The organism is Listeria monocytogenes ATCC 19117 (assembly GCF_000307025.1).
GTDB classification, from domain to species: Bacteria; Bacillota; Bacilli; order Lactobacillales; family Listeriaceae; genus Listeria; species Listeria monocytogenes_B.
This window is the reverse complement of sequence record NC_018584.1, coordinates 631141-648014: the sequence shown is the minus strand read 5'-3', so window position 1 is coordinate 648014 and position 16874 is coordinate 631141. Positions and strand designations below refer to the sequence as shown.

Annotated in this window: 14 protein-coding genes and 1 riboswitch; of the genes, 5 read left to right on the top strand and 9 right to left on the bottom strand. The window is 37.5% G+C overall.

Annotation, left to right across the window (positions count from 1 at the left end; all coding sequences use genetic code 11):
* Window positions 1–4 precede the first annotated feature (4 nt).
* The 4 genes from LMOATCC19117_RS03140 to secA2 form a co-directional block, all read right to left on the bottom strand.
* On the bottom strand, window positions 5–1030 hold the full coding sequence (locus LMOATCC19117_RS03140) for a DUF916 and DUF3324 domain-containing protein (RefSeq protein ID WP_003734470.1): 1026 nt from the start codon (window positions 1028–1030) through the stop codon (window positions 5–7).
* Between the two features lie 67 nt (window positions 1031–1097).
* The gene (locus LMOATCC19117_RS03135) at window positions 1098–1811 is read right to left on the bottom strand and encodes a WxL domain-containing protein (protein ID WP_003725895.1); all 714 of its coding nucleotides are present in this window, start codon (window positions 1809–1811) and stop codon (window positions 1098–1100) included.
* Window positions 1812–2068: 257 nt separating this feature from the next.
* The gene (locus LMOATCC19117_RS03130; RefSeq protein ID WP_003725894.1) at window positions 2069–3241 is read right to left on the bottom strand and encodes an AI-2E family transporter; all 1173 of its coding nucleotides are present in this window, start codon (window positions 3239–3241) and stop codon (window positions 2069–2071) included.
* A 115-nt stretch (window positions 3242–3356) separates the two neighbouring features.
* On the bottom strand, window positions 3357–5687 hold the full coding sequence (secA2, locus tag LMOATCC19117_RS03125; protein ID WP_003725893.1) for an accessory Sec system translocase SecA2: 2331 nt from the start codon (window positions 5685–5687) through the stop codon (window positions 3357–3359).
* 424 nt (window positions 5688–6111) lie between these two features.
* On the opposite strand from secA2, the gene LMOATCC19117_RS03120 reads away from it, so the two are divergent.
* Together LMOATCC19117_RS03120 and LMOATCC19117_RS03115 are read left to right on the top strand one after the other, a co-directional pair.
* The gene (locus LMOATCC19117_RS03120; protein ID WP_003734471.1) at window positions 6112–7539 is read left to right on the top strand and encodes an invasion associated endopeptidase; all 1428 of its coding nucleotides are present in this window, start codon (window positions 6112–6114) and stop codon (window positions 7537–7539) included.
* Between the two features lie 87 nt (window positions 7540–7626).
* Window positions 7627–8811, top strand: a complete 1185-nt coding sequence (locus LMOATCC19117_RS03115; protein ID WP_003734472.1) for a class I SAM-dependent rRNA methyltransferase — start codon at window positions 7627–7629, stop codon at window positions 8809–8811.
* A gap of 30 nt (window positions 8812–8841) precedes the next feature.
* Here the strand turns inward: LMOATCC19117_RS03115 and LMOATCC19117_RS03110 are convergent, their stop codons facing one another.
* Together LMOATCC19117_RS03110 and LMOATCC19117_RS03105 are read right to left on the bottom strand one after the other, a co-directional pair.
* On the bottom strand, window positions 8842–9498 hold the full coding sequence (locus tag LMOATCC19117_RS03110; RefSeq protein WP_003740461.1) for an alpha/beta hydrolase: 657 nt from the start codon (window positions 9496–9498) through the stop codon (window positions 8842–8844).
* Between the two features lie 21 nt (window positions 9499–9519).
* Window positions 9520–9729 carry a YdbC family protein gene (locus LMOATCC19117_RS03105; protein WP_003741632.1) on the bottom strand — a complete coding sequence of 70 codons (210 nt, stop codon included), beginning with the start codon at window positions 9727–9729 and terminating at the stop codon, window positions 9520–9522.
* A 164-nt stretch (window positions 9730–9893) separates the two neighbouring features.
* On the opposite strand from LMOATCC19117_RS03105, the gene LMOATCC19117_RS03100 reads away from it, so the two are divergent.
* A complete protein-coding gene (locus LMOATCC19117_RS03100) occupies window positions 9894–10646 on the top strand; it encodes a threonine/serine exporter family protein (RefSeq protein ID WP_003725888.1) in 753 nt (250 codons plus the stop codon).
* 13 nt (window positions 10647–10659) lie between these two features.
* Window positions 10660–11118 carry a threonine/serine exporter family protein gene (locus LMOATCC19117_RS03095; protein ID WP_003725887.1) on the top strand — a complete coding sequence of 153 codons (459 nt, stop codon included), beginning with the start codon at window positions 10660–10662 and terminating at the stop codon, window positions 11116–11118.
* A 54-nt stretch (window positions 11119–11172) separates the two neighbouring features.
* Here LMOATCC19117_RS03095 and LMOATCC19117_RS03090 read toward each other — a convergent pair whose 3' ends face one another.
* From LMOATCC19117_RS03090 to LMOATCC19117_RS03080, 3 genes are all read right to left on the bottom strand, one after another.
* A complete protein-coding gene (locus tag LMOATCC19117_RS03090) occupies window positions 11173–12636 on the bottom strand; it encodes a MucBP domain-containing protein (protein WP_003734473.1) in 1464 nt (487 codons plus the stop codon).
* A gap of 448 nt (window positions 12637–13084) precedes the next feature.
* Window positions 13085–13813 (bottom strand): GntR family transcriptional regulator, encoded by a 729-nt coding sequence (locus tag LMOATCC19117_RS03085; protein WP_003726768.1) that lies wholly within the window; start codon window positions 13811–13813, stop codon window positions 13085–13087.
* 43 nt (window positions 13814–13856) lie between these two features.
* Window positions 13857–15251, bottom strand: a complete 1395-nt coding sequence (locus tag LMOATCC19117_RS03080; RefSeq protein WP_003734474.1) for a glycoside hydrolase family 1 protein — start codon at window positions 15249–15251, stop codon at window positions 13857–13859.
* A 120-nt stretch (window positions 15252–15371) separates the two neighbouring features.
* A riboswitch (purine riboswitch) is annotated at window positions 15372–15473 on the top strand.
* 93 nt (window positions 15474–15566) lie between these two features.
* On the opposite strand from LMOATCC19117_RS03080, the gene LMOATCC19117_RS03075 reads away from it, so the two are divergent.
* Window positions 15567–16862, top strand: coding sequence for an NCS2 family permease (locus LMOATCC19117_RS03075; RefSeq protein ID WP_014929035.1), 1296 nt, complete (start codon window positions 15567–15569; stop codon window positions 16860–16862).
* The last annotated feature ends 12 nt before the right edge of the window (window positions 16863–16874 follow it).

The window sequence follows — 16874 nt, the reverse complement described above, 5'->3', positions numbered from 1 at the left end:
TTCTTTATTTTTCTTGTTTTTGTCTTCGTTTTCTTATAACCAAAATGATGATTAGTGCTATAAGAACTACACCTGCAGCAATCGCAACGTAAAGCCATGTGTTCGTTTTCTCTAAGTTTACTGCTTCTTTATTTAAGTTTTGTCCTTCTTTACCAATGGTGAACGCTTCGTCCCAAGTCCAGGTTTCCACGCCATTCGTTGCAGTCATTTTTAATCTGTATTTACCTTCTTTTAAAGGTTGATTTTCCAAGTCAATCCCAAAATCAAAATTGGAATTTGGCGCCATTTTCATATTCGCTTTCTTTGTTTGGTAAAGTAATTTATCCGAATTTTGTTGATAGACTTTTGCATCAATACTTAGATTTTCCAGTATGACTGGTTGGTCGTTCTGTAATTTGGCAACTATCGCTGTGTGATAGTTAAGGAGTGCCGGTTTGATACTTAGTAAATTCATATGTGGTTTGACTTGTTTGTCGGTTTCAGCTAGTTGCATGCCGACAATATAGGAATATTCATTTTTTAAGGAGACACCTTTTGTTTTTTTCGTCTCGTTAGTATTTTTCTTTTTAAATTCTACTGCGCCCAATACAACGCCATCAATCGATTCAGCAGGCATTTCAATCATCACTTGGACGGTCTTTTTGCCATCTACTGGTATCGTTAGGAGTTTTTGGTCGTCTGGAATTTTAGCTAGTTCTGGAAGTGGATATTCTAAACTTTTATCTTTTTTCGTAAGATCATTTTTGGTGTAATCAATGACACCAGTTCGATTGGTGGATGCGTAGTTGATTGCTGCTTCCACTTGAATTTCTTCATTTGAACTATTCATTACATCAATGTTTACTGTTTGTTTTTGTTTCGGCTGCATTTTTAGGTCAAAATAAGTTTGTCTTTTATCTATTTGATTGGCGGGGATATGAGCTTGAACGGAATAACCGACGTCTCCTTCTGCCGCCTGTGCTTCTGCAAAATTGCTACATGTAACTAATAACGGAATAATGAACAATAAACTAAGAAAACTTTTCTTCAATTAAACCTTCCTTCCATCGTTTTTAATAAAAATTTGCGTCTAGAAGTGAATTCTAAACGCAAATTTTTTAAACTCCTGGCGCGTCAGATAATGTCCATGTAATAGTCGCTTCATGGTCTCCAAGTGTTGCGCTTCCTGCTGGTATCGTTAATTGAACATTGTTGTTTAAACTAGCTGTATCATTCGGTGTAGCACCAAACCAACGATTAATCCATGTTCCCATGCCTTCCGATTCTTTTGCCGAAACAACACTCACAATCGAAGTTCCATCTGTTGGTAATTCAACTGTTTGAGCAGCAGTTGGTGTCGTTGCTGTGTTGCTAGCAGATGCTGTTTCTCCGTTTTTAAATGATAGTGTCGCTCCTGATAGGGAAGCTGCACCGTCTTCATTTTGAAAAGCGGTTGCGGTTGCTGTCACTTTCCAACCAGCTCCAGTTCCACGACGGTCAGATATTTGGATAAACGGTTTTCTTGATGTGGAGGAGTAGCTTTGTTCCGTGGATGATACTTCATGTTCTCCAAAATTAACAGATGACACATAATCCAATGTTAAAGAACCAGTATTTCCAGTTCCAGGATCAGTTGGATTACTTGGATCTAGCGGGTCAATCGGTTTCGTTGGATTTTCCGGGTCAACCGGGTTAACTACTCCCGTCCCAGCTTTAAATTTAACTGTTGCTTTTGAATCTCCCTCAGAAGTTACTGCAAAAGCAGCCGGTGCAAAAAGTGTGACTGAACTTATGCCAATTAATCCTACAATTAATGTTTTTTTGATAATCAATTTTTGTTTCCCCTTTCCTCATACACTGGCTTCATATTATGATGAAAAATGCGTCAATTCAATGTACAATTTATTAAAAAAGAGAAAAAAATTATATTATAAATCTATTTTCGTAATATATATTACATAAAAATCGCACTATTACTACTCTCACCTTGTAAAGAGAAAAATTATGTCTTTTTTGTGAACATTAGTTTTAACACAACAAAAAAACACTATTAGCAGAAAAATATTTTCTAACTAATAGTGTTTTTATTTTATAATTCTTTTTCTTCTGTTGGTGATTCTACATATTCACTTTCAGGTTGTTCCCCGTAAAGCCCAGAGATTCGTTTGAACCAAATAAATACATGCGTTACGATGACTTTAAGTACCGCATAACCTGGTACTGCGAAGATAACACCCAGTACACCGAATAGATTTCCAGCTACTAAAATAACGAATAAAATCGTGATTGGATGTACTTTTAGCGTTTTACCCATGACTTGAGGAGAAATAAATTTACCTTCAAGTAATTGAACGACACACCAGACTATGATTAATTTAATTAATAACCAAGGTGAAGTAACAATCGCGATAATAATCGCTGGTGTAATCGCAATTGCTGGTCCTAAATAGGGGACAATACTAGTACAAGCTGCAATAATAGCAAGTGTTAATGCATATGGTAGACCGATAATTAAATAACCGATAAATAGCAAAATACCAATACACAAACTTACAATAATTTGTCCACGAATATATGAACTAATTTGGTGGTTTGCTTCACCAAGTACTTGGCGAGTATGCGCACGACCATTTACTGGTAACATTTTTAGTAGGAAGTCGGGTAATTTTTTTCCATCTTTTAACAAGTAGAATAAAACAAGCGGCGTAGTTACAATCGCTAAAACAACCTCTGTTACCGTTCCAACAATACTACCAATACTTGAAATAGCACTATTAATTACAGATGTTCCTTTTGTGGAAAGAGTCTTCATGATATCGCTCATGTTCGTATTTAATTTATCTTTTATTTGATCAAATAAGCTCGAGCGACTGAACTCATCAAATTTCTGTGTGATTTGGTCCCAATACCCCGGGAATGATTTGAACAAGCTAACAATCTGATCTTTCACAGCTGGAATGACAAAACTAAATAGTAGAATGAGTAAACCGATAATCACTAAGTATAGTAATGCAATCGCCCAACCTCGCTTCCACTTATGTTTCTCTAACCAATCAATGATAGGATTAAATAAATAGTAAGATATCCCAGCTAAAATGATTGGTGCAGCAACGGTTTTAAGAATTACCATTAACGGATCAAAAATAAAGGCAATCTTAGTTAATACATAAATATCAAGTGCTACTAAAAGAAAAATTAGTAACCCTAACACAAATTTGTTTTCTATAAAAAATTGTTTAAACTTTGTGAATGACCCCTTCACTTTACCACCCTCTTTTGTCTAAATTTATTTTCGTTTGGTACTATTATATAGATTAATACCCTCGTTCTCATTAAATTACCCATAAATTTGGAAAAAATCAGACGCAAGTTGTATTTTAGCCTTGGATTAAGCCGTCTGGATCAAGTTCAAGTAAGGCGTGAGCAAAGTAGAAATGATAGTCTGCTTGGAATTTCTCAAATAATTGAGCCCCTTCTTTTTGGTACATAACTAATGGATCTTGTTGTCCATATGCTCGCAAGTGGATACCTTCGCGTAATTGTACCATTGCGTCCAGATGCATAACCCACATTTGGTCCATTAAATTCAAATAGACTTCTCGTTCTATTGCAGCAATCGTCTCAGCTGGGAATTTATTGCGTTCTTTTTTATGCCAAGATACGATTTCTTCTACCACTTCTCTCGGATCCATCAGCGTTACTTGATCAAAAGAAATAGGGAATTTCGTGCCGCCGAGCAATTCTTTTTGACGTGAATAATAAATTTCTAACTCTTCTTCCGGAATATCACTTGGATGGATAAATGAATATTCGGCAACTTCACGTAGAATTTTTTCGGAAGAGACTCCAAGTTTATTTCTTTCTAATAATAAATCGCGTTCTTTATATACCATTTTGCGTTGTAAATCGATTACTTCATCGTAGGAAAGCAAATCTTTACGAATATCGTAGTTTGCTCCTTCTAGGCGTTTTTGTGCATCCACAACGACAGCATGAATTTTCCTTGAATTAACTGGTTTCCCATCACGTGGTGCTTTGCGTTTAAGTTTCGTGGAAAGTTTCTCCCAGCTCTTACTTTCAAATTGTTCTAATAAATCATCTTCTAAAGAAATCATAAACTTACTGAAACCAGGGTCACCCCGTCGTCCAGAACGTCCCATTAGCTGTAGATCTATCCGACGGCTCTCATGGCGCTCCGTTCCAATTACAGCTAGTCCGCCAAGCTTATGTACATCTGGATCCAGCTTGATATCTGTCCCCCGACCAGCCATGTTCGTTGCTAAAGTTACCATTCCGCGTTTCCCAGCTTTGGCAATTATTTCCGCTTCTTGGGCATGGTTTTTCGCATTTAATACTTGGTGGGGAATTCCAGCAGCGTCTAATAAGCCACTGATCCATTCATTACTTTTAATAGAAGAAGTTCCTATTAAAGTTGGCTGTCCTTTTTCATAGCGCCATGATACTTCATACACAATCGCACGACCTTTTTCCTTTTTCGTATAGAAAATATCATCTTGCATATCTTCCCGATTTACACGTAAATTGGTGGGGATTACTACGACATCCATGTTATAAATTTGACGGAATTCTTCTTCTTCGGTTTTAGCCGTTCCTGTCATTCCAGAAATTTTCTTATACATCCGGAAGTAGTTTTGAATTGTAATTGTTGCTAGCGTACGTGATTCTTCTTTAACTTCCACGCCCTCTTTTGCTTCGATTGCCTGATGGAGTCCGTCATTAAAGCGCCGGCCTGGAAGCGCACGACCAGTATGTGGATCGATAATTAATACTTCATCATCAAGCACCACATAATCTTTATCTTTATGCATCAAGAAATGAGCTCGCATTAAAAGCATCGTAATTCTAAGTTCTGACTGCGCCTCTGCGGAATAAAGTGATTCGACACCCCAAAACTTCTGGGCTTTCTCAATTCCAGCATCATTCAACCAAACAAAGCGTTTATGTTCTTCCATCTCATAATCATCTTTCATCATCTTCTTCACAAGCTTATTCGCTGTATGATAAAGGGACAAATCTTCTTCTTTACGGTCAGAAATCAGTAGGGGCGTTCTCGCTTCATCTATTAAAATTGAATCTGCTTCATCTATTAAAACAAAATCAAGTCCACTTTGTACTTTATCTTCTTTTTGGCGTACCATATTGTCGCGTAAGTAATCAAAACCAAATTCAGAAGCCGTTCCATAAATAACATCTGCTGTATAAATGGCCTTTTTTTGGGCTATGTCTAAACCAGATTCATTTAAAGCAACGGAAACACCAAGATATTCCAGCACTTGTCCAATTTCTTCCCGGTCACGTCTAGCTAAATACTCATTGGCAGTCACAAGGTGTACACGATTACCACGCATTACTTCTATAAACATAACAAATAACGACATCAATGTTTTACCTTCGCCGGTTTTCATTTCTGCCACTTTGCCATCGCCGAGAACGAGCGCTCCAATTAATTGCACTACAACCGCATCCAAACCAATAATTCGGCTAGCTGCTTCTCTCGCCAAAGCAAAAATATTAATTTTATCTCGATCAGTCATCGGTTTTGTCTTAAACTTCTCGCGCCAAAAATTAGTTTGTTCACAAAGTTCAGCCTGATCCATATTTTTATATAAGCCCTCTTTTTTTACAATTTGACGGGCTATTTCTCGATACTGTTTCACTATTTTTCGATCATCATAATTTTGTCTCATTATATAACATCCTCCATACCTTCTATTATAGAATACCATAAACTCATCTGGCAATTCATTTCGAGTCACGAAGAACGGAAAAACTGCCGATTTTTATATTACAAATGTATTAAGTTTTTCTATTAACAAAAAACAATAGGTTTCCCATAGCGAAAGTTGTTGATTAACGTTCACATCCCACTTACACTATAAAGGTTTACCCAGCAGTACATCTCAAGCCCTAAGAATACACGTTCGCTTTTCAACTGTTACAAAATTATTACAAATAGTTGGTATAGTCCTCTATAGCCTTTGGAGCTATTATCTCATCATTTGTTTTTTAGGTGAAAACTGGGTAAACTTAGTATTAATCAATATAAAATTAATTCTCAAATACTTAATTACGTACTGGGATTTTCTGAAAAAAGAGAGGAGTTTTATGAATATGAAAAAAGCAACTATCGCGGCTACAGCTGGGATTGCGGTAACAGCATTTGCTGCTCCAACAATCGCATCCGCAAGCACTGTAGTAGTCGAAGCTGGTGATACTCTTTGGGGTATCGCACAAAGTAAAGGGACTACTGTTGACGCAATTAAAAAAGCAAACAATTTAACAACAGATAAAATCGTACCAGGTCAAAAATTACAAGTAAATGAGGTTGCTGCTGCTGAAAAAACAGAGAAATCTGTTAGCGCAACTTGGTTAAACGTTCGTAGTGGCGCTGGTGTTGATAACAGTATTATTACGTCAATCAAAGGCGGAACAAAAGTAACTGTTGAATCAACCGAATCTAATGGCTGGAACAAAATTACTTACAACGACGGGGAAACTGGTTTCGTTAACGGTAAATACTTAACTGACAAAGTAGCAAGCACTCCTGTTGCACCAACACAAGAAGTGAAAAAAGAAACTACTACTCAACAAGCTGCACCTGCTGCAGAAACAAAAACTGAAGTAAAACAAACTACACAAGCAACTACACCTGCACCTAAAGTAGCAGAAACGAAAGAAACTCCAGTGGTAGATCAAAATGCTACTACACACGCTGTTAAAAGCGGTGACACTATTTGGGCTTTATCCGTAAAATACGGTGTTTCCGTTCAAGACATTATGTCATGGAATAATTTATCTTCTTCTTCTATTTATGTAGGTCAAAAACTTGCTATTAAACAAACAGCCAACACAGCTACTCCAAAAGCAGAAGTGAAAAAAGAAGCTCCAGCAGCTGAAAAACAAGCTGCACCAGTAGTTAAAGAAAATACTAACACTAACACAAATGCTACTACAGAGAAAAAAGAAACAACACAACAACAAACAGCACCTAAAGCACCAACAGAAGCTGCAAAACCAGCTCCCGCACCATCTACAAACACAAATGCTAATAAAACGAATACGAATACAAACAATACTAATACAAGTACACCATCTAAAAATACCAATACTAATACAAACTCCAATACGAATACAAACTCAAATACGAATGCTAATCAAGGTTCTTCTAACAATAACAGCAATTCAAGTGCGAGTGCTATTATTGCTGAAGCTCAAAAACACCTTGGAAAAGCTTATTCATGGGGTGGTAACGGACCAACTACATTTGATTGCTCTGGTTACACTAAATATGTATTTGCTAAAGCGGGAATCTCCCTTCCACGTACTTCTGGCGCACAATACGCTAGCACTACAAGAATCTCTGAATCTCAAGCAAAACCTGGTGATTTAGTATTCTTTGACTATGGTAGCGGAATTTCTCACGTTGGTATCTACGTTGGTAATGGTCAAATGATTAACGCGCAAGACAATGGCGTTAAATACGATAACATCCACGGCTCTGGCTGGGGTAAATATCTAGTTGGCTTCGGTCGCGTATAATTAATAACTTAAAGTAACCTGTGGAGCAAGCAGTTCGCTTCACAGGTTTTTTGTTGGAAATTTTATCTTAATGAAAGACGGTGCATGATGAAGAATCTAGTAAAAGTAAAAGTTTTTCCTAAGTTCACAAAAGGCTATAAGGAAGGTTATCCCCTTATTCTTAAAGAGCGTATGGAAAAATGGCCAAAAGAATTACAAGAAGGCGACGTATTAGAATTAACAGATACGAATGGTCAATTTATTGCAAGAGGCTACCACGGAGAACAAAACAAAGGCAGCGGCTGGCTTTTCACTTGGGACAAGAAACAGCAACTCGATGAAGACTTTTTAACGAACCTAATTACGACAGCAATCGAAAAACGTCAATTTCTATTTGCAGATGACTCTACTACTGCTTTTCGGATTTTTAATGGCGAAGGAGATGGACTTGGTGGTTTCACTGTTGATTTTTATGATGGTTATCTCGTAATTCAATGGTACAGTCTAGGCATCTACGCTTTCCAAAAAATGATTATTGATATTTTCTTATCTTTTCCAGAAATAAAAGGTATTTATGAAAAAAGACGTTTTCAAGAAGATACAAAAGACGATTTCGTCGCCGGTCAAAAAGCAACTTTCCCACTTATTATTAAAGAAAATGGCATTAATTATGCAACTTATTTAGATGATGGTTGGATGACAGGTATCTTTCTAGATCAACGGGATGTGCGGAGAAGAATTAGTGAGGATTATTCTGTTTCAAAAAATGTCTTAAATACATTTTCGTATACAGGGGCATTCTCGGTAGCAGCTTTATTTGGTGGCGCGAGTAAAACGACAAGCGTAGATGTGGCTGGTCGTTCGCTCAGCAAGACAAAAGAACAATTAGAAGTAAATGGTCTTGATCCAAACGAGCAAGCGATTATCGTAGAAGATGTTTTCCATTATTTCAAATATGCAGCGCGCAAACAATTAACTTTTGATTTAGTTGTTGTTGATCCCCCAAGCTTTGCACGCACAAAAAAAGTAACTTTCCGAGCGGCGAAAGATTACCCTGCTATGCTTCGTGAAATCATTGACATCACTGCACCAAACGGCACCATCGTTGCTTCAACAAATTATGCAGGATTCGGTATGAAAGCATTTAAAAAATTAATTGCGGAGGCCTTCCAAACAAGCGACCGTACTTATAAAATTGTTGAAACTCATTCCTTACCCGCAGATTTCACGGTAAATAAAAACTTTCCTGAGGGGAATTATTTAAAAGTGCTCTTTCTTACTTTAGATATCTAAAAAACAGCGACCGAGTGCGGTCGCTGTTTTTTATTTATTTTTCACTGGTTGGTTTGGCAAAAAGCTTTCAAACCATCTATATAAGTCATCTTCTTCCGCTTCGTTTACATTGTGACCGATAAAATAACGATGCTTCTCCACGTGACAACCCATTTTCTCGAAAAGTCGGGCGATGTCATCTGCTTCAGAAATTTGGATAACAGCATCTTCTATACCGTGACCGATAAAAATTCGCTTGTCTTTCAACATTAAGTTAGCGGGTCTTTCTTCCATATAATACGGCAAACGCCCGCTTAACAAGGCTGCTGCTTTATATTGACCACCATAGCTTTGCATAATGGATATTGTTAGAACTGCGCCTTGATCAAATCCTGCAAGAAAAACTTGTTCTTTATCAATTGAAATGTAATCCGTACAAATTTTATCAATAAATTGTGCGACACGCAGGCTTATATAATCTACCTCTTGCGGGTTGGGATCACCTTCTGTCACCATATGATAAAAACCGTAAGCCGGACCATATTCTACGTCTCCACGCATGGAAACAACAACGAAACGATCCATTAATAATTCTAGTCGTCCCGCCATTTCTAGCTCGTCCCCACCAAAACCATGAAGAGCAAAAATCACTGGAAAAGTATCTTCATCTTTTCTACCAATTGGTTCGTAAATATCATAAGCAAACATTCTCATTCTTTACACCAGCCCTCAATCTAACAGTTTTTTTAGTACTTCTGCTTCTTCATCAGTTAGTGTAATCCCTTTTCCCATTTTCTCATGATCTTCTGACCAGTCGCGGATATCGTATTTAGGTGGGCGGCCGTTCCAGCTGATTTTGTTTAATTCCTTCCGCCAACCACGCGCATTTTCAGATAATACGCCAATTTCTTCGATGATTTCATATTCAATATTCGCCAAAATAATCCTTATCCTTTCTGATTCTATATCTACCATACTATCAAATATTTACCCCAAATCACATCGAAACAATCACAAATTCAAAAAATGCACCCTTCCCACTAGAATTTTTGATTTGATTGCGTTACGATTGAGAAGGAATAAAGGGTTGGAGGTGCTTAGTTATGTCGACTGAAACAACAGATTATTTGCTAGAAACATGCTTAATGGCAGGCAAAATAATGATGGAAAGTGGCGCTGAAATGTATCGCGTGGAAGATACAATGAACCGCATTGCAACCATCGCTAGTAATAAAAAAGGGATTAGTTTCGTGACGCCAACTGGGCTTTTTATGTCACTTGAAGGTGAGCGTAATGTACAATTACAGCAAATTCCCACAAGAACCATTAATTTAGAAAAAGTATCTATGGTCAATGAATTTTCCAGGGATTTCGCGGAAAAGAGAATTTCCTTAAAAGAATTACATACAAAGCTCGTTAATTTAGATAAAGATGTTCGCTACTTTCCTATTTGGTTGCAGATTATTGCGGCATCACTCGTTAGTGGATCGTTGATGGTTATTTTTGGCGGGGGTTGGTTTGATTTTATTCCGACTTGTATCATTGGCGCTATTGGTTTTATTATTTTTTACTACACGCAGATTTTTATGAAGGTGAAGTTTCTAGCAGAATTTTTAGCTTCATTAAGTGTCGGGCTCTTAGCTGTTTTGACGATTTCGATTGGTTGGGGTATTAATCTGGACACGATGATTATCGGTGGCGTGATGCCGCTTGTTCCCGGGGTGCCGATTACGAATGCGGTTCGGGATTTGATTGCTGGGCATTTGCTTAGTGGAATGGCACGTGGAACAGAAGCGCTACTTACTTCTTGTGCAATAGGAATTGGAATCGCGGTTGTTTTCCGCTTTTTCTTATAAAGGAGGCGCTATAATGGATTTAGTTTGGACTATTATTATTCAATTAGTGCTAAGTTACGTTGCGACGGTGACGTTTGCGATTATTACAAACGTTCCGAAAAGAGCGTTGAATGCTTGTGGTATTACCGGAACATTTGGCTGGATGGCTTATTGGACTTTAATGCAAATGGACTCTGGAACAGGCGCATCCTCTCTAGCAGGGGCTTTCGTCGTCGCTGTACTCAGTCACTTTTTTGCGAAATATAAGAAATTGCCAATTACGATTTTTAATGTTCCGGGAATTGTCCCGCTCGTTCCTGGGGGACTTGCTTACCAAGCTGTGCGTAATTTTGTATTAGGTGATTATACGGAAGCAATTGGCTTTTCTGTGCAAGTAACAGTCGTTGCTGGCGCGATTGCCGCTGGATTAATGTTATCAGAGGTTTTCAATCATAGTATTAGAACATTCCGTGAGCGTAAAGAACGTATTTGAAAAAAACCAATCTCTAATAGAGATTGGTTTTTTTCAAATACACGGCTTCTCACTTTATGGCGCAGGAATCATTACTCCATAAACAAATATCTGATACGTAACCACTACATTTTCTCCAGTAAGTGTCCCTTCATGGTTGGCTGGTATACTTCGGTAGTTTTCCCACTTCTCAATCCCGCTACTACTAAAGTCAGGATTTTGCGAAATCACATAGGGGATTTCATTGCCTTTGTCATCTATTATATTGAAGGTCATTCTTTCTGGTAAGGAATACGTTTCTCCTTCTTTAGCAGAAAGAACAATATCAGATACTGCTTCTCCTTGGCTATAGATTTGTTGATTATAATTTAATCTCATATGGTATTGGTCTAAATTAGGATAAACAGGTACTAAATCACCATTTTTATAGGTTGTTAAATCCGTTAAAATAAATGGATTTCCATTGTTATCAACAAACTTAATTGTTATGGTAACATCTTGTGCTTCTTTCGTATAAATATAAGTTACTTGCGTGGCTTGATTTGTGAACGTTCCATTCGCATTGTTCGGTAGTTTTGTTGTATCTAAAACATAACCATCAATTTGTAATTTGTATTTATCTGTTGAAGCATCGTAAGGTTCGCCAACATTTCCGCTAATTGTTTGTGGCTCGTGGATTGGTTTTCCATCTTGATCGAGGTATCTAACAGTTACAGTAGCTACGGACACTTTTTGATAAACATAAGTAACGACTTGTGCTTTTTCTGTAAAAGTCCCGGTTGCTTCTCCTTTGACTTCTTTCCACGTATAGCCCTCGATATTTTTCATAGAAGTCTGATATGGTTTGCCGATGTCGCCTTCTAATGTTTCAGTGGCCGCAACTGAATTTCCTTGTTCGTCTTGATAGTTTACCGTTACAATCCCTTTTTCAACCGGGGGCGCTGTATTATTTTTACTTGTATGTATATATCCTACGTATGTATACCCTGCAATTGATTCGGGTTGTTTCGTTTCTTTTGTTCCTTTTACGACGGTTTGAGATTCTTGGGTTTTTAAGTTACTATTCTCTGTTGCTTGAACAATCGACCCAACTAACAAACTACTACCGCCAAGGACAAGAAGAAATACTAACAGCTGCTTAGCGTGTCTTTTTTTCAATGTAAGAAGCCCAATGCCACTTCCTAATAAAATAAACCCTAGAATGACTAAATAAATATTTGGGCCAACATCTCCAGCTTTTAATAGTGTTCCATTTTGATCTTTATTATTGTCAGAAGTATTATCTGTATTTGTAGTTGGTCCTGAAGTATTTTTTTGATACACAAAGGAATAGTTTTCATAATCATTTGTAAGTGTCTCGTTTGGCTTCCCTTTGATAATACTATTTTTTTGTGTTTCCGTTAATGTGCTGATATCAATGTATTTATACGTGACATTGCTTGTATCCGTTTCAGCAGCATCAACTTGCGAATTTCCAAAAAGGAAACCCGTACAAAATAACATCACTGCGAATAAGCAAAGAATGTATTTTTTCTTCATAGTGCAATCCCTCCCCCATATAATTAAATTCTCATTTTAACTGCTCACTCTTCCTATCAAAAAGAGAGCAAAACTAGCGCTTAATTAAGCTAAACAATTATATATTAGGCAAAAAACATTATCAATGAGTTAGAATGTGTCTATTTTATGAACAAACAAATTTTCAAACCAATTAAATAATCTTTTACTAGAAGTAATACTATTCTATTCCATTCCACAGTTTCATATCGCTTAAACAATAGAACTATATTTAAAATCTGTACATAATTGGGCTAAATATTATAAAAGAACTCTAAACTATTAGCAAGTGTATAAATATGTCTATATTGTGAACGATTCTATTCTTTTAAAAAAAGTGAATCTAATAATGACCTATACTTCATTAATTCTTCCTAAAAAAAGAAACTAGATAAAATGATTTCTCACTTTTTCTAGTTTCTTTTTTACTTTATCGTCTAGCTATATTCACTGTTGTAAACACGAATTTATCATAACGGTGGCGCGATTTGGAAAATTCAAACGCGAGACCATTGTTTAAATACACGGTTTGTTCTACTTCGACAACGGGATCATCAGAAGCGCAGTCGAGATATTGCTGATCAAGCAGTGTCGCTTTATCCGCGCGAATTTGTTTGTAGGAACTAGCAATTTTTAGGTTCAAATCGTCTTGAATGTACGAATAAATCGACCCCTCTAAAATTTGCTGATTAATGCCTGGGATAACCCCAACTGGCATATACGTATGTTCTAGCACATAAGGTTCATCTTTCACTAGCCGAACACGAAGAATGTCATAGATTGGTGTTTCCATTTCGATATGAAGACGCTCTGCAATTTCTTCAGTTGGAAAGATAACTTTAAACTCAATAACTTTACTAATAACTTTCTTGCCGTTCAAAAGTTTAGTGAAGCCGTTTACCTCTTGGTTATGAATCTGTAAGCGGTCCGCGTCCAGCGCCGATTTGATAATGAAAGTACCATGTCCGCGTTTACGATATAGTAAGCCTTCAAGAACAAGGACTTCCAGTGCTTTTTTCATTGTCATTCGACTACAATCAAACTCTTTCGCCAAAGTTATCTCATCAGGAATAGGTTGATTAAGCGGATAGGCGTGATTCATAATTCTTTTGCGGATTTCTTCAGCAATAAAGCTATATTTCGTCTGGTTCTGAGCCACGGAAGTTCACCTCTTTACACATAATACTTTTATTTTATCACATTTAGTCTTCAAAACCATTGTTTTCTGAAAGTTCTTTGTACCAATGTCCGGATGCTTTTATAGTACGTTTGAAATTATTGTCTAAATCAACTTCTACTAAGCCATAACGGTTTTTGTAAGCATTCGCCCAGCTCCAGCAATCCATGAACGTCCAAAGGTGGTAACCGTGACAATTAGCGCCTTCTTCAATTGCTTTATGAAGCCATTTCAAGTGACTCTTAATGAAATCGATTCGGTACGTGTCTTCAATCATTCCATCTGCATTACGGTAGCGACTTTCGCCTTCCACACCCATACCATTTTCTGAAATGAAGAATGGAATATTATCGTAGTTATCACGCAGATTAATCGCAATATCATAAATCGCTCTTTCGAAAATTTCCCAACCACGGTACGGATTCATTTTGCGGTAAGGCATTTCATAGTTATCAAAAAGATGTTCTGGCATAAATGGTGCATCCGGGTGAGTTGCGTATTCTTTCGCTTTCACACGACGCGGTTGATAGTAGTTTACACCAAGAATATCAATAATGTTGTTTTTAATTATCGCCAAATCTTCTTCAGTATATTCTGGAAGCGCGTCATGTTCGCGAATAATTTCAACAAGGTCAGCTGGGAATTCCCCTTTTGTAACCGGATCAAGGAAACTACGGTTGAAAATTAAATCCGCAATATGAGCTGTTTTTAAATCTGCCGGATTTTGGCTTCTTGGATACGACGGTGTTAAGTTTAAAATGATTCCAATTTGGCCTTCTGGAATTTCAAGTGCGTGGAATTCTTTAACAGCAAGCGCATGTGCCAAAGTAGTATGGTAAGCAACCTGAGTCGCACGTTTAAAATCAACGACATTCGGATAGTGCATATCGTATAAGTAACCTGCTTCAACAGGAACAATTGGTTCATTAAAAGTAAACCAATGTTTCACACGATCTCCGAATAATTCAAAACATGTTTTCGCAAAAGTTGCATACGCGTCAACTACTTCACGGCTTTCAAAACCGCCTTTTTCTTGCATCGACATTGGCATATCAAAATGATATAAATTCATAAATGGTTCCACGTCATTTGCAAGCATTTCATCAATAACGCGATTGTAAAAATCAACCGCTTTCGGATTCACTTCGCCAATACCATCTGGAATAAGACGTGTCCACTGAATCGAAGTACGGAAAGAATTATGCCCAGTTTGTTTCATTAAAGCAATATCTTCTTTATATTGATAGTAAAAATTAGATGTATTCGTAGGTCCTACATCGTTAAAGAAACGACCTGGTTCGATTTTGTACCAGTGATCCCAAATACTCGGTTTTCTGCCATCTACATTTGCTGCGCCTTCTGTTTGTGGGCCGGACGCCGCACTTCCCCACCAAAAATTCTCTGGAAATTTATAAGTCATTTTTCTACCTCCAACTATTATTTGCTTTTATTATACCTTATTTATTTAAAAGTATAAACTTATTTATTTAAAAGTTCGTTTTTTATTTTTATTTCTTACACGTATTGCCAAAAATCGGCTAATCCGCTACAATAATAAAGTCGTATAAGTTCGGTAATATGGACCGTTCGTTTCTACCAGGCAACCGTAAAATGCCAGGCTACGAGCTATTGTAAAATTTAATAGGGATTTTTTTGCTATTTTTATTTATTATTCCCTTTTTTACCTAGGCTCTTTCCGTTATGTGCGACAACATAAATAGGGAGGCTTTTTTTAATGGATAAATTTTTCAAACTACGCGAGAACAAGACGACTGTTCGAACAGAAATACTCGCGGGGCTAACGACTTTCTTATCGATGGCTTATGTACTTTTCGTCAACCCATCTATGCTTGCAACAACTGGAATGGAATTAAAAGCTGTTTTTGTGGTGACGATTCTTGCTTCTGTTGTAGGATCGCTTGCAATGGGACTAATCGCTAATTACCCGATTGGACTTGCACCAGGTATGGGACTAAATGCGTTTTTCGCTTATACCGTTTGTGCGCAGTGGGGAATTCCTTGGCAAACGGCGCTGGCTGGTGTTCTCGTTTCTGGCTTAGTGTTCATTTGTTTAACTATTTCTGGACTTCGCGAAAAAATCGTTAATGCAATCCCAACGGAACTAAAATTCGCAGTGGGAGCAGGTATTGGTTTTTTTATCGCCTTTTTAGGGCTTAAAAATGCTGGAATTATTGTGCCAAATGAATCTACTATTGTAGCGCTTGGTGACTTACATTCTGGCCCAGTGTTACTGGCTGTTTTCGGGATTGTTGTTACTGTTGCTTACATGACAATTGGTTGGAAAGGTGCGATTTTCTTTGGAATGGCAACAACCGCTGTTGCTGGAATGTTGTTTGGACTGATTGATGTGCCGACTCAAGTTGTTTCATCTGTACCAAGTATGGAGTCAACGTTTGGTCAAGCAATTATTCACTTACCAGATATTTTTACACCACAAATGCTCATTGTTATTTTGACATTTTTCTTCATTGATTTTTTTGATACTGCCGGGACACTTGTTGCGGTTGCGACTCAAGCTGGATTTGTAAAAGATAACAAAATTCCGCGCGCAGGTCGTTCGCTATTCTCGGATTCACTTGCAACAGTATTTGGAGCGATTTTCGGGACTTCAACAACGACTTCTTATGTAGAATCTACTGCTGGGGTTGCTGTTGGTGGTCGGACAGGTTTAACTGCCGTTGTTATCGCAATCTGTTTCTCACTGTCACTATTCTTCTCGCCGCTTCTTGGCGTAATTACAAGTGCGGTTACGACTCCAGCGCTTGTCATTGTTGGGATTTTAATGATTGGAAATGTCGCTCATATTGATTGGACTAAATTCGAAGTAGCTGTTCCGTCCTTTTTCGTTATTTTAATGATGGTACTGACTTTCTCTATCGCTACTGGTATCGCAATTGGTTTCATTTTCTATCCAATCACCATGGTACTTAAAGGACGCTACAAAGAAGTGCATCCGATTATGTACGTGATGATGGTACTGTTTATACTGTACTTTATGTTCGTCGTTTAGACAGCAAAAAAA